Below are 20,031 nucleotides of genomic sequence, written 5' to 3' on the forward strand. Positions count from 1 at the left end.
CCTCAGCGTGTCCAGACCGCCGGCCGGCGGCTGGTATCCAGCAGCGAGACCGACGGCGCATGCCGCCCGCCCAGCGCCAGCGTCGTGCGCTTGGCCAGCTCGATCGCATCCTCGGATCCTTTCGGCATCGACGCGGGCGAGATCGGCTCGCCCACGCTGATGCGATAGGGCTGCCGCGCCTTGTTCAGCAATTCGTGGAACAGCGTGATGTCGCGCAGGGTGGGATGGATCAGGTCGAACAGATAGAACAGCACCGAATTGCGCGCCCGGATGTTCACAGGCACCACGGGCGCGTCGAACTTGCGCGCCAGCATCGCCGCCGAGGTCATCCAGGGCCGTTCGTGCAGTTGCAGGCCGCGCCGTTTGGCCAGACGGCCCGATGGAAAGATGACGCCCAGCCGTTCCTCGGCCATCGCCTTGCGCGTAAAGGCCATCGTCTCGCGCGTCTTGGCATGGGTGCGCTTGTCCAGCCGCCATTCCACCGGCGCGATCAGCGTTCCCATGTTCGGCAGAACCTTGAGGATGTCCGCATTGGCATAGACGAACAGATCGGGCCGCAGCGGGGCCAGCAGATGCCACAGGATCACGCCGTCAGCGATGCCGGTAGGATGGTTCGCGACGACAAGCGCCCGACCGTGACGCGGCACGTTGTCGAGGCCGGTCGCCTGAACGTCCCGTGCCAGCATCGCGGCCATCCGGTTCATCAGCCGCGCGCCGTTCCAGTCGGCCATCTCCTCGGCCAGATCCACGGTGCGCTGATAGCTCAGCATCCGGTGCAGAAGGGGGCGCAGCGCCAGCGCGGTCAGGCCGCCCCGGCCAAGCCACGGGGCACGTTCGAGGATCTGGTCGTCGATCCGCTCTTTCATGCCCACGTCATTCACCATCGGATGGCATCTGCCGCGAAACATGGCGCGGGGCAAGCCGCTCGGCAAGGGCGGGCGGGCGCATGGGCGGCACCGGGCACGATCCCGCCCGATGCCCCGCGATCCGACAGCCGCACCGCCCTGCCGACCGGTCAGGCGGCAGCGTCGCGGCTGCCTTCGACGGCGGAAACGATGGCGTTGCAGAAATCGTCCAGATCGCCCGGATTGCGGCTGGTGATGAAGTTGCCGTCCTGCACCACGGACCGGTCCACCACGTCGGCGCCGGCATTGCGCAGGTCGGTGCGGATCGAGGTATAGCAGGTCATCGTCCTGCCGCGCACCAGATCGGCCTCGATCAGCAGCCAGGGCGCGTGACAGATGGCGGCGACGGTCTTGCCGGCGGATGCGAACGCCTTGATCAGCGTGATCGCTTCGGGCTTGGTGCGCAGGATGTCGGGGTTGATCTGGCCGCCGGGCAGCATGATCGCGTCGTAATCGTCGGCCCTGACATCGGCGACGTTCTTGTCGGCCTCGACCGTATCGCCCCAATGGTCCTGATCCCATCCCTTGATGGCGTCGCCGCCGGGCGATGCGACATGCACCGTGGCCCCCTTGTCGCGTAGCGTTTTCAGCGGCACCAGCAGCTCCGACTGCTCGAACCCGTCCGTCGCCATGATGAGGATCCGTGCGTCCGTTATCTTTGTCATGATCTGTCCTTTCGGTCGATTCCGGCCATCAACCGTCCGTCATTCGACCGGTTCCCGTCAGGCCAGCATCCGCGTCACCATCTCGGTCGTGTCGCGCGACAGGTCGGCCGTGCCCGCGATCCGGCGCAGCGCATCGCCGGCCATCTGGCGGCGGTCCGCGTCATAGCGGCGCCAGGTTTCGAACGCGGTCGTCATGCGCGCCGCCGTCTGCGGATTGACCGGATCCAGCCGGACGATCCAGTCCGCCATCAACGCATATCCCGCCCCGTCCGAGGCATGGAACCCGGCATGGTTGGCCGCCAGGGCCCCGAAGACCGACCGGAAGCGGTTGGGGTTCTTCCAGTCGAAATCGTCGCGCGCGGCCAGCATCGCGGCGACTTGCGGCGCGGTTTCGCCCGGCGCATCCGCCACCTGCATCGCGAACCACTTGTCGATCACCAGCCGGTCCGACGACCAGCGGTCGCGGAAGACCCCAAGCTCGGCCGCGCCCTGACCGATGCGGATCAGCGCCGACAGCGCCGCGACAGTCTCGGTCATATTGTCGGCTTCGGCGAACATCCGCCTTGCGCGTGCCCCGCCATCCAGGCGGGACAGGCGCGACAGGGCGGCGGCGCGCAAGGCCCGGCGTCCCGCATCGGCGGCGTCGGGACTGTAAGGGCCGGGCACCGCCATCGTGTCGAACAACCGCGCCAGATCGCTTTCCATCCGTCGCGCGCCCGCCAGGATCAGCGTTTCGCGCGCGGACCGGATCGCCAGAGGGTCCGGAACGATGTCGGCACCGTGCAGCGTGGCCGCCAGATCGTCCTCGTCCGGCAGGCCAAGCATCAGCGCGCGGAACGCGGGATCGAGCGTGTCGTCGGCAACGACCCGGTTCAGCGCCGAAAGATAACCGGAATCGGGTTCCGCGCGGTCCACGATCGCCCGCGTCACCGTCTCGCGGGCCAGTTCGCGGCCAGCCTCCCACCGCGTGAAGGGATCGGTGTCGTGCGCCAGCAGCACCAGCCTGTCCGCCATGCGTCCTTCGCGCCGCAGGATGACAGGGGCCGAAAAGCCGCGCAGCATCGACACGACAGGCCGCGCATCGTGCCCCGAGGATCGCAGCACAAGCGTTTCGCCCTCCATGACGGCAAGCTGCGTCGCCTGCACCTCGCGGCCGTCGGGATGCAGCACACCCCAGGCCAGCGGGATGACCTGCGGCGCCTTGTCGGGCTGACCGGGCGTCGGTCGCGTCGTCTGACGCAACGTGACCGTCAGCGCGCCGTCGGCAAACGCCTCGTCCATGGTGACGACGGGCGTGCCCGCCTGCGAATACCACCGCGCGAAGGCCGTCAGGTCGCGGCCGGTCGCATCCTCGAACACCGCGAGCCAGTCCTCGATCGTGCAGGCCTGTCCGTCATGCCGGTCGAAATATAGGTCGAGGGCGCGGCGATAGCCGTCCGCGCCGACCAGGTGCCGCAGCATGCGGATGACCTCGGCCCCTTTCTCATAGACCGTGGCCGTATAGAAATTGTTGATCTCGACATAGCTTTCAGGCCGGACGGGATGGGCGAGCGGGCCGGCATCCTCGCGGAACTGACGCGCGCGCAACTGCTGCACATCCGCGATCCGCTGGATGGCATCGCCGCGCATGTCGGCGCTGAACTGTTGATCGCGGAAGACCGTCAGCCCTTCTTTCAGGCAAAGCTGGAACCAGTCGCGGCAGGTGATGCGGTTGCCGGTCCAGTTATGGAAGTATTCATGTGCGATGATCGACTCGATGCGCGCGTAATCCGCATCGGTCGCGGTGTCCGGACTGGCCAGAACATAGCGGCTGTTGAAGATGTTGAGGCCCTTGTTCTCCATCGCGCCCATGTTGAAATCGTCGACGGCGACGATGTTGAACTGATCCAGATCGTATTCGCGGCCATATTCGGTTTCGTCCCAGCGCATCGACCGCTTGAGCGCATCCATCGCGTAGGCGCATTTATCCAAGTCGCCCGGCCGGACCCAGACGTTCAGCACGACCTCTCGTCCCGACATCGTCGTGAACGTGTCCGAATGGGCCACCAGATCGCCGGCGACCAGCGCGAACAGATAGCTGGGCTTCGGCCAGGGGTCGTGCCATTCGGCGAAACCGGCGCCCCTGGCGCCCGGATTTCCGTTCGACAGCAGCACCGGCTGCGATCCCTCGATGCGAACGTCGAAGGGCGCCATCACATCGGGCCGGTCGGGATAGAAGGTGATTCTGCGGAAGCCTTCCGCCTAGCACTGGGTGCAATACATGCCGTTCGACATGTAAAGACCGCTCAGCGCGGTATTCGCGGCCGGGTCTATCCGCACCTCGCATTCCCAGACGAAAGGCTTGTCCGGCACGTCGCAGGTCAGGCCGCCCGGATTCACGCAGGGCGTCACCGGCTTGCCGTCGATCCTCGCCGCGATCAGGGTCAGATGCTCGCCGTCCAGCCGGAACGGCCCGGCAAGTCCCGGCCGGGGCGAGAATGCGATGCGCGAATGAACCCGCGTATCGCCGGGTGACAGCACGAATCGCAGCGATACGGCGTCCACTTTCCACGGCCAGGGGCTGTATTCGGCAAGGTGAACGGCGGCCTGAGCCTCTCTCATCGGAAAAACCTTTGTGGAAATGGGCAACGAACCCGGCAAGACTACGTTATGAACGAAGGGTCCGGGTCTCAAGCCGGACCACCGCAATCTGAGGGGAAAACCGATGTCCGCACCGAAAACCGATCTCGACAAGCAGGAAAAACGGCACAAGACACCGCTGATCGGCATGGGCACGATGGTGCTTGCCGCCCTGCTTCTTCTTCTTGGGCTGATTGCGGTGCTGTTCTTCCGCGGCAACGATCCGGCCGACAATTCGGTCCCGGTCCAGATCGAGGGCGCCCCGGTCCAGGCTCCGGCTGCCACCGACTGACACACAGGCACTTCGGCCATTCGCACAGTCCGGTGTGTCGCCCGTTCATCCCGGCCGGACGATTTGCCCGGCCGGTATTGCAGCCCTTGCCGCAGATACCGTAAGTCGGCACGACTCTGCCGCGCGGCCCTATGGCTGGCGCGCCCGGCGGATACACGGGCAGTCGAGGAATGACGCAGATGACGGATCGCACCGAACGGCATGGATTGCAGGTGGCCACCGAACTGGCCCAATTCGTCGAGGCGCGGGCCTTGCCCGGCACCGGCGTCGAGGCCGAAGCGTTCTGGCGCGGGTTGTCCGACATCGTTCACGATCTGGGGCCGGTCAATCGCGATTTGCTGGATACCCGTGCGCGGATGCAGGCGCAGATCGACGACTGGCATCGCGCGCAGCCCGGTCGGGTATCGGACATGGACGCCTACCGCGGATTCCTGTCCGAAATCGGCTATCTGGTGCCCGAGGGCGACGATTTCGTCATCGACACCGAAGGAACCGACCCCGAGATCGCCAGCGTCGCGGGGCCGCAACTGGTCGTGCCGATCACCAATGCCCGTTATGCGCTGAACGCCGCCAATGCCCGTTGGGGATCGCTCTACGATGCGCTTTACGGCACCGATGCCTTGGGCGACCGTCCGCAGGGGGACGGTTTCGATGCCGAGCGCGGCATGCGGGTGGTGGCGCGCGCGAAGGAGATGCTGGACGACATGGCCCCGCTCGATGCGGGATCGCATCTCGATGTGGACAGCTATCGGGTCGAGGATGGCGCGCTTGTCGCGGGCGGTGCGCGGCTGGCCGATCCGTCGCAATTCGTCGGATGGCGCGGCGATGCGGCCGCGCCCGAGGCGGTGGTTCTGGTCCGCAACGGATTGCATGCCGAGATCCTGATCGACCGGGATCACCATATCGGCAGCACGGACCGCGCGGGCGTTTCCGACATCCTGCTGGAAAGTGCCGTCAGCGCCATCATGGATTGCGAGGACAGCGTGGCCACCGTGGATGCCGTCGACAAGGTGCTGGCCTACGGCAATTGGCTGGGCCTGATGAAAGGCGACCTGACCGAGGAGGTGACGAAGGGCGGCCGCAGCTTCACCCGCCGCCTGTTGCCCGACCGCACCTGCCGGACGGCGGAAGGGACCGTGACGCTGAAGGGCCGCGCGCTGATGCTGGTGCGCAATGTCGGCCATCTGATGACCAATCCCGCGATCCTCGACCGCGACGGCCGCGAGGTGGGCGAAGGGTTGATGGATGCGATGATGACGACGCTGATCGGCATGCACGATCTGCGAAAGGCGGGCGACCAGGCCCGCAACTCCGTCACCGGGGCAATCTACGTCGTGAAGCCGAAGATGCACGGACCCGCAGAAGTCGCGTTTGCCGACGACGTGTTCACGCGCGTCGAGGCCGCGCTGGGGCTGCCGCGCAACACCGTCAAGCTGGGTATCATGGACGAGGAGCGGCGCACCAGCGCCAACCTCAAGGAATGCATCCGCGCCGCCAAAAGCCGCGTGGCCTTCATCAATACGGGCTTTCTGGACCGGACCGGCGACGAAATCCACACCTCGATGGAAGCGGGGCCAATGGTGCGCAAGGGCGACATGCAGGCGACCGCATGGATCAGGGCCTATGAGGAACGCAATGTCGACATCGGCCTGGCCTGCGGGCTGCGGGGCCGCGCGCAGATCGGCAAGGGCATGTGGGCCATGCCCGACCGGATGGCCGACATGCTGGACCAGAAGGTCGCCCATCCCCGCGCCGGCGCCAACACCGCCTGGGTGCCGTCGCCGACCGCCGCCACGCTGCATGCGCTGCACTATCACATCGTCGATGTCGCCGCCCGTCAGGCCGAGATCGCCGCGGGTGGGCCGCGTGCCGGGCTGGAACAGCTGCTGACTATCCCGCTGGCGGGGGGCACGAACTGGTCCGACGCGGAAATCGAGGCCGAGATCGAAAACAACGCCCAGGGCATCCTCGGCTATGTCGTGCGCTGGATCCAGCAGGGGATCGGCGTTTCGAAGGTGCCCGACATCAACGATGTCGGCCTGATGGAAGACCGCGCCACCTGCCGCATCAGCAGTCAGGCGCTGGCCAACTGGCTGCATCACGGTGTCGTCTCGAAGGACCGGGTGATGACGGCGATGCGCAAGATGGCCGAAGTGGTTGACCGCCAGAACGCCAACGATCCGCTCTATCACCCGATGGCCCCCGACTTCGACGGCGCGGCCTTCCGGGCCGCCTGCGATCTGGTCTTCGAAGGGCGCGTCCAGCCTTCGGGCTATACCGAACCCGTGCTTCATCGATATCGGCTGGACCTGAAAGCCGCCTAGAACCCCATCTGACGCCGGCCCAGCGGCGTCAGATCGTCCAACGTGGCCCGCCCCTTGAAATCGACCTCGTAATCCTCGGGCGCGAAGTCGGGCGGCGATCGACCGTCGAGGAACGTCGCCTGCTGCCGGGCCGCATAGGCGCGGTTCTTGCGGCAATCGGGCGACGCGCCGATATAGATGACGTTCGCCCAGTTTTCGGATGCGTTGGCATCCTCGACCGCGTGGATCGTGTCGGTGTGCCACCAGACCGTGTCGCCCGGCATCACCGTCGGAATCGTCACCAGCCCTTCCAGCAATTCGGCATGATGTTCGGCATCGGCCCCCAGTGCACGACCGGGCGCAGCGCCACAGAGATCGTCATCGGCGATGTCGTCTTGCAAGGCCCGCAGCAGCATCCACGGCATCGACAGCACCGTCGGCACTAGTTGCAGCGTACCGCCGCCGGGGCCTTGTTCGGTCAGGCCGGTCCATCCCTGAAACGTACGGAACATGCTGCTGACGGCGGGGCTGGCATATTCTCGTGTCTGGGTGCGGAATGCCGCGCGCCAGGGGTCGTAATCCTGCCAATGTCCTTCGAAAACAGGCGCATAGACCGCCTGAAACGCCGGGTCGCACCAGCGTTCGTAACTGCCCGCATCCATATGCGGCGACAGCCCCAGCGTCGTGTCTCCCGGCGCCCTGCGGCGGGTGCGGTCGGCATAGGTCAGGTCGAGATCGGGGTCGAATTCGGTCCCGGCCGGACCGTCGATCCGCCACAGCCGGTTGAGGAAACGGCGCGTCTCGGCCAGCGATTCGGCCTGACGCGCCATCACTTGCGGGCGCGACCAGTAAAGCCCGAAAATCTGCGGAACGGCATTCTCCAACTGACTGAAATACTTGTCTATTCCTGCCTTCTCGCGGGCCTTCGTCATATAGTCGTTGCGGTCGATATAGGCCCCGATCTCGTCGTTCCATGCATTCGCCTGATCGCGCGTAAAGACGCCGCGAACGATGACGCATCCCTTGCGGAGAATGGCCTGAATGTCGTCGCCGGTCAGCGAACCCGAATGGATGTCGGCATAGGCAATCTCGGGGATGCCGCTGCCGCCGCGCGCGATTTCTTCGCGGATCCCGTCTATTTCGGCTTCGGCGGCCTGACGGAGGGATGCGAAGCTGGCCTTCACGTCCTGCCGATCGCGAAGACGGGCCTTGGCGGCGGCGATATGGGGTTTGGGATCGAACTGCATGGGCGGTCTCCGATGATGAACCGAAGGCAAGCATGCCTGTAAAACCGCGTCAAACCCCGATGGACGTTTGCAAGTGCCGCGCTGTCCTCTATCTTCGGACCATTCGGAAAGGACGACGCATGGGCCGCCCCGTCATCGGGATCATCTCGAACCGCCACCTTATCAACGACGAATATCCCGCGATGGCCGTGGGAACGATGAATTGCGAGGCGGTCGGCCTGGCCGCGGATTGCGTGCCGCTGATGGTCCCGGCCGACCCGTCCGTCACCGCCGTGGCCGATCTGCTGGACGCCTGCGACGGATTCCTTCTGACGGGCGGGCGGCCGAACGTGCATCCGTCCGAATACGGCATCGACGAGACGCCGGCCCACGGTGCGTTCGACCGGCCTCGCGATGCGCTGGTCTTGCCGCTGATCCGCGCCTGCGTCGAGGCGGGACAGCCGTTCCTGGCCATCTGCCGGGGATTTCAAGAGGTTAACGTCGCTCTGGGGGGCACCCTGCATCCCGAGATCCGCGAGATTCCGGGCCGGATGAACCACCGGATGCCGCCCAACGGAACGCTGGCGGAAAAGTTCGCGCTGCGTCATGTCGTCCGGTTCGCGGAAGGCGGGCCGTTTCATGCGTTGCTGGATAGCCGGGAGGTGATGACCAACAGCCTGCACGGGCAGGGCATCGACCGTGCGGCGACGCGGCTGGTGATCGACGGCAGGGCCGAGGACGGGACGCCCGAGGCCGCCTATGTCGATGGGGCGCCGGGATTTACCCTGTCGGTTCAATGGCATCCAGAGTATAGTGCAACCACCGATCCGGTATCGCGGCGGCTGTTCGGGGCATTCGGCGATGCCGCGCGGGAATGGGCGGCGGGTCGCCGGCCGTCCCCGGTCCGGCGGATCGCGTAAGGCCGATGCTGCGGTCGCGGATCAATGCCATCATGGCCGAGGCGGACGAGACGATCCGCCGATTCGGCTTTGTTTTACCGCCCTTGGCCTACTGGACACCCGAGGAATTTCAGCGTCAGCAGGGTCGGGGCCGGATCGTGTCGGCCCGGATGGGATGGGACATTACCGATTACGGGGCGGGCAATTTCGACCGGATGGGGCTGTTCCTGTTCACCCTGCGCAACGGGTCGCTGAACGAGTTACGGCGGGGCGGCGGCATGTGTTATGCCGAAAAGCTGTTGATTTCACGACAGGATCAGCTGAGCCCGATGCATACGCATATCGACAAGGTCGAGGATATCATCAACCGGGGCGGTGCCACGCTGGCGGTGCAGCTTTACGGATCCGGCATGGCCGGCGGGTTCGACGACAACATCGGCGGCATCGTGGAACGCGATGGAATCGCTCATGATTTCGCGCCCGGCGAGGTGCTGCGGCTGGAGCCTGGGCAGTCGGTGACGCTGCGGCCGGGCGATTGGCACGCCTTCTGGGGAGAGGGGGGCGATGTGCTGATCGGAGAGGTATCGACGGTCAATAACGATCTGACGGATAACATTTTTCGCGATTCCATCGGGCGGTTCGCCGCGGTGGAGGAGGATGTCGCGCCGATGCATCTGCTGGTCAGCGATTACGATACTTGGCTTCGGTAGAGGCCGACCGGGCTGCGACCGGAGGTGTGTCGTTAAAGCGATACATCAAAAGCGTCTCTTAAAGTTTCGATATAGAAAGGCGACGAGGTTCATCCGCGCGATACGCGGTGTCCCGACGATGGACCTGTAACGCAGTTGCGGAGGGCCGGCATCGCGGGACGTGCGTTCGCAATAACGATGCCGGGGGGCCGGCGCGGAAGGCGCGGCGGAAGCCCAGTTGTACAATTTGTACATTTCGGCGCCCGAAACGTACAAGTCGCGGGTCGTCAGGTCTGGCCGCCCGAGATCTCGATCGTCTGGCCGTTGATGCTGCCGCTTTGGGAGCCGCAGAGCCAGAGGGCGGCGGCCGCGACCTCGGGCGGTTCGATGAGGCGGCGGTGGCGGTTGGCGTCGGTCATCAGGCGCATGGCCGCGTCCTCGTCCACGCCGGCACGGTCGCGGATCGAGACGACGTTGCGGTCCACGATGGCGGTGCGGACATAGCCGGGGCAGAGCGCGTTGAAGGTCAGGCCGGTGCCGATGTAATCTTCGCTGAGAGCGCGGACCAGGCCGATCATGCCGTGCTTGGACGCGGTATAGGCCGGTGCCCCTTTCAATCCGCGCAGTCCGGCGATGGAACTGACGGCGATCACCCGGCCCCAGTCCAGCCCGTGCATCGAGCGCAGCGATTCACGGATGGTCAGGAACGCGCCGTCGAGATTGGTCGCCATCATCCGCCGCCAGAAGGCGGTGTCGGTGCGGTGCAGCGACCGCCCTTCGGCAATGCCCGCATTGGCCACGCAGATGGCGACGGGGCCGCGCGCGGCGACGGCGGCATCAATGGCCCCCGCGACGCTGTCTTCGTCGGTGACATCCATCACCGCGGGGTGCAGGCCGTCATGGTCCAGCGCCTCGGGCCTGCGTCCGGCGATCGTCACCCGCGCGCCCGCATCCGCCAGCGAGCGGGCGATGGCCAGGCCGATGCCCGTGCCGCCGCCGGTGATGAAGGCGTGTTTTCCTGTCAGATCCGTCATGCCGTCGAGGATGCAGCAGGGTCCGGTCGGATACAATGGCGACACGCACGGCCAAGCAACATTGTTGCCTTGACGATCCCCATGCGGGCAGGTCTGGTACGCGCGACGGCAAGCTGGAGGCGGACCATGACATTCGGCGCGATCGCGGAACGGGCAGAGGACGAGGCGCGCGTGGCGATGACGCCCGCATCGGCCGAGCAGATCCGCAAGCTGGGCCATGACTGCGTGATCGAGGCGGGCGCGGGCAGGCGCGCGGGCTTCGACGACGACGCCTATCGCACCGCGGGGGTCGAGGTGCTGCCCGATGCCGCCGCCGTCCTTGCCAGGGCGGACGTGGTGGCCAAGGTGCGCCCCCCGACCGAGGCCGAGATGGACATGCTGCGCGAGGGGCAGACGCTGATCGCGTTCTTCTATCCGGCCGAGAACGAGGCGTTGATGAAGCGCGCCGCCGAAAGGGGCGCGACGGTTCTGGCGATGGACATGGTGCCGCGCATCAGCCGGGCGCAGAAGATGGACGCGCTGAGTTCGATGGCCAATATCGCGGGCTATCGCGCGGTGATCGAGGCGGGAGCCAATTTCGGCCGCTTCTTCACCGGGCAGGTGACGGCCGCGGGCAAGGTTCCGCCCGCCGAGGTGCTGGTCGTCGGCGCGGGCGTCGCGGGGCTGGCGGCCATCGGCACGGCCACCAGCCTGGGTGCCATCGTGCGCGCCTTCGACGTGCGCCCCGAAGTGGCCGAGCAGATCGAGAGCATGGGGGCGGAGTTCCTGTTCCTGGATTTCGAGGACAACCAGGACGGCAGCGGCACCGGCGGCTATGCCGCGCCGTCCAGCCCCGAATTCCGAGAGGCGCAGCTCAAGCTGTTCCGCGAACAGGCGCCCGAGGTCGATATCGTCATCACCACGGCGCTGATCCCCAACCGCGAGGCGCCCGAGCTTTGGACCGCCGACATGGTGGCGGCGATGAAGCCCGGCAGCGTGATCGTCGATCTGGCGGCCGAGAAGGGCGGCAATTGCAAGCTGACGGTGAAGGGCGAGAAGATCGTCACCGACAACGGCGTGACGATCATCGGCTATACCGACTTTCCCAGCCGCATGGCGGCGCAGGCCAGCACGCTTTATTCCAACAACGTGCGGCACATGATGGCCGACCTGACGCCGGGCAAGGACGGCACGGTCGTTCAGAACATGGACGACGACGTGATCCGGGGCGCCACGATCGCCCATGAGGGCGCGGTGACGTGGCCGCCCCCCAAGCCCAAGGTCGCGGCCATCGCCGCCGCGCCGCGCAAGGCCAAGCCGCGCGACCCGACGCCCGAGGAGAAGCGCGCGCACGAGGTCGCCACCTTCCGCGCGGCGACGAAACGGCAGGTGACGCTGCTGGTCGTGGGCGCGGTGCTGCTGATGATCGTGGGCAACTACGCGCCGCCGTCGTTCATGTCGCACCTGATCGTCTTCGCGCTGGCCTGCTTCGTCGGGTTCCAGGTGATCTGGGGCGTGTCGCATTCGCTGCACACGCCGCTGATGGCGGTGACGAACGCCATTTCGGGCATCATCATCGTCGGCGCGCTGTTGCAGATCGGCGCCGGCAATTTCTGGGTCGTGCTGCTGTCGCTGATCGCGGTGCTGATCGCGTCCATCAATATCGTGGGGGGATTTCTGGTCACGCGCCGGATGCTCGCCATGTTCCAGAAATCCTAGGGGGTCGGTCATGGCACCGGGAATCGGTCTGCAAGCGGCGGCGTATATCGTCGCATCGATCCTGTTCATCCTCAGCCTGGGGGGGTTGAAGGATCAGGAAAGCGCCAAGCGCGCGATCTGGTACGGCATCGCCGGCATGGCGCTGGCGGTGATCGCCACCGTCTTCGGGCCGGGGGTGCAGAACGGGATCCTGATCGTCATCGCCATCGCCGCGGGCAGCTTCGCGGGATGGTACATCGCCGGCAAGGTGCAGATGACCGAGATGCCGCAGCTTGTCGCGGCGCTGCATTCGTTCGTCGGGCTTGCGGCGGTGTTCATCGGGCTGAACGCCGACATCATGCTGGGCACCGTCAACGCGCTGCGCGCCAGCGGGCTGACGCCGGGCGAGGTTTCGCTGACCGGCTTCGGCGAATTGCTGTGGGCCAAGACCTATGTCGAGGTGAACATCCTGCGGGTCGAGGTCTTTCTGGGGATCTTCATCGGCGCCATCACCTTCACCGGGTCGGTGGTGGCCTTCGCCAAGCTGTCGGGGCGCGTGGACGGCAAGCCGCGGCAACTGGCGCTGCCGCCGGGCGGCAACGCCAACCCCTATATCTCGGGTCACTGGCTGAACGTCTGGGCGCTGGCGGCGTGCGTGCTGCTGGGGCTGGCCTATTTCACCGGCGCGGGCCTGTGGACGATGCTGTTGGTCGCGCTGATCGCGGGCTTCATCGGCTGGCATCTGATCATGGGGATCGGCGGGGCGGACATGCCGGTGGTGGTGTCGATGCTGAACTCCTATTCGGGGTGGGCGGCGGCGGCGATCGGCTTCACGCTGGGCAACGACCTGCTGATCGTGACGGGCGCGCTGGTGGGATCGTCGGGCGCGATCCTGTCCTACATCATGTGCCGCGCGATGAACCGCAACTTCGTCAGCGTCATCCTGGGCGGATGGGGCGGCACCAGCGGCCCCGCCATGGCGGTCGAGGGCGAACAGGTCGCGATCGACGCGGCGGGCGTGGCGTCGGCGCTGGAGGATGCCGATTCGGTGGTGATCGTGCCGGGATACGGCATGGCGGTGGCGCAGGCGCAGCAATCGGTCAGCGAACTGGTCCGCCGCCTGCGCGCGGACGGCAAGACCGTGCGCTTCGCCATCCATCCGGTCGCCGGGCGGTTGCCGGGGCACATGAACGTGCTGCTGGCCGAGGCGAAGGTGCCTTACGACATCGTGCTGGAGATGGACGAGATCAACGACGACCTGCCCGATACGGACGTGGTGATCGTCATCGGCAGCAACGACATCGTGAACCCGGCCGCGCAGGACGACCCCAACAGCCCCATCGCCGGGATGCCGGTGCTGGAGGTGTGGAAGGCCAAGCAGGTCTTCGTGTCGAAGCGCGGGCAGGGGACGGGGTATTCGGGGATCGAGAATCCGCTGTTCTACAAGGAGAACACGCGCATGTTCTACGGCGATGCCAAGGCGTCGCTGGATGCGCTGCTGGCGCAGTTGGGGTAGGGGATTTGGCCGCCCTCACAAGAGGTTGAGGGCGAAGCGGGGAACGGGGCGCGCGTTGCACCGTTCGGCTGGCGATGCGGAGGGACGATCCGCAGGCAACCGAACGGAGAGACCGATGAAAAAGCTGACCCTTGCCGCCGCCCTGCTGGGCGCCACCGCGGCCCATGCGCAGGATGGCGGGCTGACCACCGACGACGTCCGCAACTTCCTTAACCCTCTTGCCGACGACGCGCAGCAGGCCGTCGAGAACGGCAACTGGAACGGCGTTCAGGACTGGCTGTCGCAGCATGTGGCCGACGACGCGCCGCTGCATTTCGCCGGCGACGTGATCCTGTCGGGCGGTCCCAGCACGACCTTCACCTCGTCCCTGACGGGCGCCGACCTGAAGGCGTTCGGCCAGGCCGCGCTGATGGGGATGCAGTCGGACCGGCAGGACATGGTCGAGGAGTATTCGCTGGAGGTGCGGGTGATGGACACGTGGCAATTGCCGGACGGCAAGGTGTCGGCGGCGGTCGCGTTCTATGAAAGCGGATCGCTCAACGCTCCCGAGGGGATGGAGGACAGCCCGCTGGCCGGGCCGTTCAGTTCGGCCACGACCTGCGCGCTGCGGATGGGCGGCAGCGCCGACAGCCCGCAGATCGAGCTGGCCAATTGCAAGGTGGATGCCAGCATCTGACCGGCATGACGGCGCGCGGCGGCCCGAGGCTGGACCGCCGCGCGATTGGCGCTAGAGTGTCGGGCAACCCCGAAAGGACGCCATGACCGACGCCGCCCCGCCCGCCCCGTTCGTGCACGACCTGTTCGTCATAGGGGGCGGGGTGAACGGCACCGGCATCGCCCGCGACGCATCGGGCCGCGGCCTGACCGTCGCGCTGGCCGAGATGGGCGATCTGGCGCAGGCCACGTCCAGCGCATCCACCAAGCTGTTCCACGGCGGCCTGCGCTATCTGGAATTCTTCGAGATCGGGCTGGTGAAGAAGGCGCTGGTCGAGCGCGAGACGCTGCTGGAAGCGATGCCGCATATCAGCTGGCCGATGCGCTTCGTGCTGCCCTACAGCCCCGACATGCGGTTCGAGGGCGATACGCCGACCTCGCGGCTGCTGGGCTGGACGATGCCGTGGATGAAGGGCCGCAGGCCCGGCTGGCTGGTGCGGTTCGGCCTGTTGCTTTACGACACGCTGGGCGGGCGGAAATACCTGCCGGGCACCGCGACGCTGCGGCTGGCGGGCACGCCCGAAGGCGCGCCGTTGCAGGACCGGTTCGCCAAGGCGTGGGAATATTCCGATTGCTGGGTCGAGGATGCGCGCCTGGTGGCGCTGAACGCGCGCGACGCGGCCGAACGCGGCGCGCGGATCATGGTGCGCGCCCGCGTCACCGCCGCCGAGCGCGCGGGCGATCACTGGCGCGTCACGGTCGAGCACGAGAGCGGCGCGCAGGAGGAGATCCTGGCGCGCGGCCTGATCAATGCCGGCGGGCCGTGGGTCGAGACCGTGCTGCGCGGCGCGCTGCGGCGCAACACGTCCGAAGGCGTGCGGCTGGTGCGGGGCAGCCACATCGTCACGCGGCGGCTTTTCGATCACGACAAGGCCTATTTCTTTCAGGGCGAGGACGGGCGGATCATCTTCGCCATTCCCTATGAGGGCGATTTCACGCTGATCGGCACCACCGACAAGGACCACGGCGACGATCCGTCGCGCCCGGCCGTCTGCACCGACGAGGAGGCCGATTACCTGTGCCGTTTCGCCAGCGGCTATCTGAAACGTCCGGTCACGCGCGCAGATGTCGTCTGGACCTATTCCGGCGTGCGGCCGCTTTACGACGACGGGGCCAAATCGGCGACGGCGGCGACGCGGGACTATGTGCTCAGCCTCGATGCGGGGCCGGCGACCGATGGCGGCGCGGGCAGCGAGCCGCCGCTACTGAGCGTCTTCGGCGGCAAGATCACCACCTATCGCAAGCTGGCCGAACAGGCGCTGGCCCGGCTGCGGCCGTTCTATCCGGCCATGACGGGCGACTGGACCGCCGGTGTCGCCTTGCCCGGCGGCGATTTCGAGGTGCAGGGCGGATACGACCGGCTGGTGGGCGAACTGAAGGCGGCGCATCCGTTTCTGGAGGACGCCCATACAAGGCGGCTGGTGCGCGCCTATGGCACCGATGCCGCGCGGATCTGCGAAGGGGCTGTCCGGCCCGAGGATCTGGGACGCCGCTTCATGCCGCTGCTGACCGAGGCCGAGGTGCGCTGGCTGATGCGTCATGAATTCGCCCGCACCGCCGAGGATGTCGTCTGGCGCCGCACCAAGCTGGGCCTGCGCATGGACGAGGGGCAGATCGCGGCGCTGGAACGGTGGATGCAGGGCGCCATGGCGATGGCGGCGGAATAGCCTTTCATCTTTCCACAAATACCCATCCCCGGCAGATGCCCCGCGGCGGGGGTTGAGGTCGGGCGCGGGCCCCGTCACTCTGCGGGGCAAAAGGGGGGATCATGGGCCACATACTTGCCATCGACCAGGGCACCACGTCGAGCCGCGCCATGATCTTCGGCCCCGATATGGGGATCGTGGCCAGCGCGCAGGAGGAGTTCGCCCAGCATTATCCGCGCTCGGGCTGGGTCGAGCACGATCCGTCGGATCTGTGGTCCACCACCGCCGCCACCTGCCGCGCGGCGATCGAGAAGGCGGGGCTGGCGCCCGACGACATCGCGGCCATCGGCATCACCAACCAGCGCGAGACGACGGTGGTCTGGGACCGCGAGACCGGCCGCCCCGTCCACAACGCGATCGTCTGGCAGGACCGCCGCACCGCGCCGCTTTGCGACCGGCTGCGCGATGCGGGGCACGAGGAGACGGTAACGAAGCGGACCGGCCTTCTGCTGGATCCGTATTTCAGCGGCACCAAGCTGGCGTGGATCCTCGATCATGTCGATGGCGCGCGCGACCGGGCGCGGCGGGGCGAGCTGCTGTTCGGGACGGTGGATACCTGGCTGATCTGGAAGCTGACGGGCGGGGCGGCGCATGTGACGGATGCTACCAACGCCTGCCGCACGCTGCTTTACGACATCCACAAGGGCCGCTGGTCCACGACCATGGCGGGGTTGCTGGACATCCCCATGCAGATGCTGCCCGAAATCCGCGACTGCGCGTCGGATTTCGGCATGACGCGGCCCGATCTTTTCGGGCGGCCGATCCCGGTTCTGGGGGTGGCGGGCGACCAGCAGGCGGCGACGCTGGGGCAGGCGTGCTTTCGCCCCGGCATGCTGAAATCGACCTATGGGACGGGGTGCTTCGCGCTGCTGAACACGGGCGAAGCACCGGTGGCGTCGGGCAACCGTCTGCTGACGACGGTGGCTTACCAGCTTGACGGCAAGCGGACCTTCGCGCTGGAAGGGTCGATCTTCATCGCGGGGGCCGTGGTGCAATGGCTGCGCGACGGGCTGAAGATCATCCGCAGCGCGGCGGAAACGCATCCCCTGGCCGAACGCGCCGATCCGGGGCAGGACGTGGTGCTGGTGCCGGCCTTCACCGGGCTTGGCGCGCCCTATTGGGACGCCGATTGCCGGGGCGCGATCTATGGCCTGACGCGCGGCACCGGCCCCGAGGAGCTGGCGCGCGCGGCGCTGGAATCGGTCGGATACCAGACCCGCGACCTGCTGGAGGCGATGCATGCCGACTGGGACGGGACGGACACGGGCGCGGCGGCGACGTTGCGCGTCGATGGCGGGATGAGCGCCAGCGACTGGGCGATGCAGTTCCTGTCGGACATCATCGGCGCGCCGGTGGACCGGCCGCGGGTGCTGGAAACGACGGCGCTGGGGGCGGCGTGGCTGGCGGGGATGCGCGCGGGGATCTGGCCCGACATGGACGGGTTCGCGGAAAAATGGGCCATCGACCGCACCTTCCGCCCGGCGATGGACGACGACGTGCGCGCGGCGAAATACGCCCGCTGGGGCCGTGCGGTGCGCGCGACGATGGCGGTCTGATGCCGCGCCCCGCTTGCGCAACCGGCGCGAGTGCACATCTTGCGGCCACGGGCGGGCGACACTAAGACTCTGGCAACCGCCGTGTGGTATCCCCCGTGCCGGCGAAACCGAGGCAAGAGATGCACAATCCGACAGACTATTTCACCGCGAATCTCGTGCCGATGGTGGTCGAACAGACCAGCCGGGGCGAACGCGCCTATGACATCTTCAGCCGTCTGCTGAAGGAACGGATCATCTTCGTTAACGGCCCGATCCATGACGGCATGAGCCAGTTGATCGTGGCGCAGCTTCTGCATCTGGAAGCGGAGAATCCGAAAAAGGAAATCTCGATGTACATCAACAGCCCCGGCGGAAGCGTCGTGGCGGGGATGAGCATCTATGACACGATGCAGTATATCCGGCCCAAGGTCAGCACGCTGGTCTGCGGGCTGGCGGCGTCGATGGGGTCGGTGATCGCCGTGGGCGGCGAGAAGGGGATGCGGTTCGCGCTGCCCAATGCCGAGTTTCTGGTGCACCAGCCCTCGGGCGGGGCGCAGGGCACGGCGGCGGACATCCTGATTTCGGCCAAGTCGATCGAGAACACGCGCGAACGGATGTATCGGCTTTACGTCAAGCATACAGGTCAGGATTACGAAGAAGTGCAGCGCGCGCTGGACCGCGACAAGTGGATGATGCCCGAAGAGGCGCTGGAATGGGGCCATATCGACCAGATCGTCGAGAACCGCCCCCGGACCGAGGACTAGACGCCCTTTCGCCGCTCGCAGGGATGTGGTCGGCGGACAGGGGATTTGCGATTGCGGCGGGAAAAGCGCTTCCCTACGTTAAGGAACAGGCAGACCGCAGGGTCCGGCAACCGGCCGCACCCGCCAGGGAGAGGGGCCATGCGCCCCCGAAGGACAAGCGATGGCGAGCAATTCGGGCGACAGCAAGAACACCCTTTACTGTTCCTTCTGCGGCAAGAGCCAGCACGAGGTTCGCAAGCTGATCGCGGGGCCGACGGTGTTCATCTGCGACGAATGCGTCGAGCTTTGCATGGACATCATCCGCGAGGAAACCAAGGCGACCGGCATCAAGTCGGGCGACGGCGTGCCGACCCCGCGCGAAATCTGCGACGTGCTGGACGATTACGTGATCGGCCAGATGCACGCCAAGCGGGTTCTGTCGGTGGCGGTTCACAACCATTACAAGCGGCTGAACCAGGCGGGCAAGTCGGACATCGAACTGGCCAAGTCGAACATCCTGCTGATCGGGCCGACCGGCTGCGGCAAGACCTTGCTGGCGCAGACGCTGGCGCGGATCTTGGACGTGCCGTTCACGATGGCGGACGCCACCACGCTGACCGAGGCGGGCTATGTCGGCGAGGATGTGGAGAACATCATCCTCAAGCTGTTGCAGGCCAGCGAATACAACGTGGAACGCGCCCAGCGCGGCATCGTCTATATCGACGAGGTCGACAAGATCACGCGCAAGTCGGACAATCCGTCGATCACCCGCGACGTGTCGGGCGAGGGCGTGCAGCAGGCGCTGCTGAAGATCATGGAGGGCACGGTCGCCAGCGTTCCGCCGCAGGGCGGGCGCAAGCATCCGCAGCAGGAATTCCTGCAAGTCGATACGACGAACATCCTGTTCGTCTGCGGCGGCGCCTTCGCGGGGCTGGACCGGATCATCGCGCAGCGCGGCAAGGGCAGCTCGATGGGGTTCGGCGCCGAGGTGAAGGCCCCCGACGAGAAGTCCATCGGCGACTTCTTCAAGGAGCTGGAGCCGGAGGATCTGCTGAAATTCGGGCTGATCCCCGAATTCGTCGGCCGTCTGCCAGTGATCGCCACGCTGGAAGATCTGGACGAGGACGCGCTGGTGACGATCCTGACCAAGCCGAAGAACGCGCTGGTCAAGCAATACCAGCGCCTGTTCGAGCTGGAGGATACCAAGCTGACCTTTACCGAGGATGCGCTGACGGCCATCGCCAAGCGGGCCATCCAGCGCAAGACCGGCGCGCGCGGCCTGCGGTCGATCATGGAGGATATCCTGCTCGATACCATGTTCGAGCTGCCCGGCCAGACCAGCGTCGAGGAGGTCGTGGTGAATGTCGAGGCGGTCACGAGCGACGCCAAGCCGCTGCTGATCCATTCGGAAAAGTCGCAGAAGGGCGCGGCGACGGCGGGCTGACGGCTGACTGACGGCTGACTGACCGCTGACTGACGGGGGGGCGGTCGCTTCGGCCCGGCTGGCG

Annotated in this window: 15 protein-coding genes and 1 pseudogene; 11 read left to right on the forward strand and 5 right to left on the reverse strand. The window is 66.6% G+C overall.

Annotation, left to right across the window (positions count from 1 at the left end):
• Positions 1-2 precede the first annotated feature (2 nt).
• From OCGS_RS02915 to pepN, 3 genes and pseudogenes are all read right to left on the reverse strand, one after another.
• Positions 3-866: a 1-acyl-sn-glycerol-3-phosphate acyltransferase gene (locus tag OCGS_RS02915; protein ID WP_156800943.1), complete on the reverse strand. Its 864-nt coding sequence runs from the start codon at positions 864-866 to the stop codon at positions 3-5.
• A gap of 149 nt (positions 867-1,015) precedes the next feature.
• Positions 1,016-1,570 (reverse strand): type 1 glutamine amidotransferase domain-containing protein, encoded by a 555-nt coding sequence (locus OCGS_RS02920; protein WP_007425737.1) that lies wholly within the window; start codon positions 1,568-1,570, stop codon positions 1,016-1,018.
• Positions 1,571-1,627: 57 nt separating this feature from the next.
• Positions 1,628-4,171, reverse strand: a pseudogene (pepN, locus tag OCGS_RS02925) (aminopeptidase N).
• A gap of 103 nt (positions 4,172-4,274) precedes the next feature.
• Here pepN and OCGS_RS02930 point away from each other — a divergent pair.
• Together OCGS_RS02930 and OCGS_RS02935 are read left to right on the forward strand one after the other, a co-directional pair.
• Positions 4,275-4,481, forward strand: a complete 207-nt coding sequence (locus OCGS_RS02930) for a hypothetical protein (protein ID WP_007425740.1) — start codon at positions 4,275-4,277, stop codon at positions 4,479-4,481.
• A 179-nt stretch (positions 4,482-4,660) separates the two neighbouring features.
• Positions 4,661-6,805: a malate synthase G gene (locus tag OCGS_RS02935; RefSeq protein ID WP_007425741.1), complete on the forward strand. Its 2,145-nt coding sequence runs from the start codon at positions 4,661-4,663 to the stop codon at positions 6,803-6,805.
• Here OCGS_RS02935 and OCGS_RS02940 read toward each other — a convergent pair.
• Entirely contained in the window at positions 6,802-8,031 is a 1,230-nt protein-coding gene (locus OCGS_RS02940) for a YbiU family protein (RefSeq protein WP_007425742.1), read from the reverse strand. The genes OCGS_RS02935 and OCGS_RS02940 overlap by 4 nt on opposite strands.
• A gap of 119 nt (positions 8,032-8,150) precedes the next feature.
• Between OCGS_RS02940 and OCGS_RS02945 the strand changes: the two genes are divergently transcribed.
• Together OCGS_RS02945 and OCGS_RS02950 are read left to right on the forward strand one after the other, a co-directional pair.
• Entirely contained in the window at positions 8,151-8,930 is a 780-nt protein-coding gene (locus tag OCGS_RS02945; protein ID WP_007425743.1) for a gamma-glutamyl-gamma-aminobutyrate hydrolase family protein, read from the forward strand.
• A gap of 5 nt (positions 8,931-8,935) precedes the next feature.
• Positions 8,936-9,619, forward strand: coding sequence for a D-lyxose/D-mannose family sugar isomerase (locus OCGS_RS02950; protein ID WP_007425744.1), 684 nt, complete (start codon positions 8,936-8,938; stop codon positions 9,617-9,619).
• Positions 9,620-9,885: 266 nt separating this feature from the next.
• Here OCGS_RS02950 and OCGS_RS02955 read toward each other — a convergent pair whose 3' ends face one another.
• A complete protein-coding gene (locus OCGS_RS02955; RefSeq protein ID WP_040610337.1) occupies positions 9,886-10,632 on the reverse strand; it encodes an SDR family NAD(P)-dependent oxidoreductase in 747 nt (248 codons plus the stop codon).
• 126 nt (positions 10,633-10,758) lie between these two features.
• On the opposite strand from OCGS_RS02955, the gene OCGS_RS02960 reads away from it, so the two are divergent.
• The 7 genes from OCGS_RS02960 (at position 10,759) to clpX (ending at position 19,967) form a co-directional block, all read left to right on the forward strand.
• Positions 10,759-12,330: a Re/Si-specific NAD(P)(+) transhydrogenase subunit alpha gene (locus OCGS_RS02960; protein WP_007425746.1), complete on the forward strand. Its 1,572-nt coding sequence runs from the start codon at positions 10,759-10,761 to the stop codon at positions 12,328-12,330.
• 10 nt (positions 12,331-12,340) lie between these two features.
• Complete coding sequence (locus tag OCGS_RS02965) at positions 12,341-13,825, forward strand: NAD(P)(+) transhydrogenase (Re/Si-specific) subunit beta (RefSeq protein WP_007425747.1); 1,485 nt, start codon at positions 12,341-12,343, stop codon at positions 13,823-13,825.
• 115 nt (positions 13,826-13,940) lie between these two features.
• Positions 13,941-14,501 carry a hypothetical protein gene (locus tag OCGS_RS02970; RefSeq protein ID WP_007425748.1) on the forward strand — a complete coding sequence of 187 codons (561 nt, stop codon included), beginning with the start codon at positions 13,941-13,943 and terminating at the stop codon, positions 14,499-14,501.
• Between the two features lie 82 nt (positions 14,502-14,583).
• A complete protein-coding gene (gene glpD / locus OCGS_RS02975; protein WP_007425749.1) occupies positions 14,584-16,206 on the forward strand; it encodes a glycerol-3-phosphate dehydrogenase in 1,623 nt (540 codons plus the stop codon).
• Positions 16,207-16,307: 101 nt separating this feature from the next.
• Positions 16,308-17,801, forward strand: coding sequence for a glycerol kinase GlpK (gene glpK, locus OCGS_RS02980; protein ID WP_007425750.1), 1,494 nt, complete (start codon positions 16,308-16,310; stop codon positions 17,799-17,801).
• Positions 17,802-17,920: 119 nt separating this feature from the next.
• Positions 17,921-18,544: an ATP-dependent Clp protease proteolytic subunit gene (locus tag OCGS_RS02985; protein ID WP_007425751.1), complete on the forward strand. Its 624-nt coding sequence runs from the start codon at positions 17,921-17,923 to the stop codon at positions 18,542-18,544.
• Positions 18,545-18,704: 160 nt separating this feature from the next.
• On the forward strand, positions 18,705-19,967 hold the full coding sequence (gene clpX / locus OCGS_RS02990; protein WP_007425752.1) for an ATP-dependent Clp protease ATP-binding subunit ClpX: 1,263 nt from the start codon (positions 18,705-18,707) through the stop codon (positions 19,965-19,967).
• The last annotated feature ends 64 nt before the right edge of the window (positions 19,968-20,031 follow it).

The organism is Oceaniovalibus guishaninsula JLT2003, assembly GCF_000299575.1.
GTDB lineage: Bacteria > Pseudomonadota > Alphaproteobacteria > Rhodobacterales > Rhodobacteraceae > Palleronia > Palleronia guishaninsula.

Coding starts and splice junctions, on each gene's coding strand:
- OCGS_RS02915 (WP_156800943.1), bottom strand. CDS start 866: ATGAAAGAGCGGATCGACGACCAGATCCTCGAACGTGCCCCGTGGCTT.
- OCGS_RS02920 (WP_007425737.1), bottom strand. CDS start 1,570: ATGACAAAGATAACGGACGCACGGATCCTCATCATGGCGACGGACGGG.
- OCGS_RS02930 (WP_007425740.1), top strand. CDS start 4,275: ATGTCCGCACCGAAAACCGATCTCGACAAGCAGGAAAAACGGCACAAG.
- OCGS_RS02935 (WP_007425741.1), top strand. CDS start 4,661: ATGACGGATCGCACCGAACGGCATGGATTGCAGGTGGCCACCGAACTG.
- OCGS_RS02940 (WP_007425742.1), bottom strand. CDS start 8,031: ATGCAGTTCGATCCCAAACCCCATATCGCCGCCGCCAAGGCCCGTCTT.
- OCGS_RS02945 (WP_007425743.1), top strand. CDS start 8,151: ATGGGCCGCCCCGTCATCGGGATCATCTCGAACCGCCACCTTATCAAC.
- OCGS_RS02950 (WP_007425744.1), top strand. CDS start 8,936: ATGCTGCGGTCGCGGATCAATGCCATCATGGCCGAGGCGGACGAGACG.
- OCGS_RS02955 (WP_040610337.1), bottom strand. CDS start 10,632: ATGACGGATCTGACAGGAAAACACGCCTTCATCACCGGCGGCGGCACG.
- OCGS_RS02960 (WP_007425746.1), top strand. CDS start 10,759: ATGACATTCGGCGCGATCGCGGAACGGGCAGAGGACGAGGCGCGCGTG.
- OCGS_RS02965 (WP_007425747.1), top strand. CDS start 12,341: ATGGCACCGGGAATCGGTCTGCAAGCGGCGGCGTATATCGTCGCATCG.
- OCGS_RS02970 (WP_007425748.1), top strand. CDS start 13,941: ATGAAAAAGCTGACCCTTGCCGCCGCCCTGCTGGGCGCCACCGCGGCC.
- glpD (WP_007425749.1), top strand. CDS start 14,584: ATGACCGACGCCGCCCCGCCCGCCCCGTTCGTGCACGACCTGTTCGTC.
- glpK (WP_007425750.1), top strand. CDS start 16,308: ATGGGCCACATACTTGCCATCGACCAGGGCACCACGTCGAGCCGCGCC.
- OCGS_RS02985 (WP_007425751.1), top strand. CDS start 17,921: ATGCACAATCCGACAGACTATTTCACCGCGAATCTCGTGCCGATGGTG.
- clpX (WP_007425752.1), top strand. CDS start 18,705: ATGGCGAGCAATTCGGGCGACAGCAAGAACACCCTTTACTGTTCCTTC.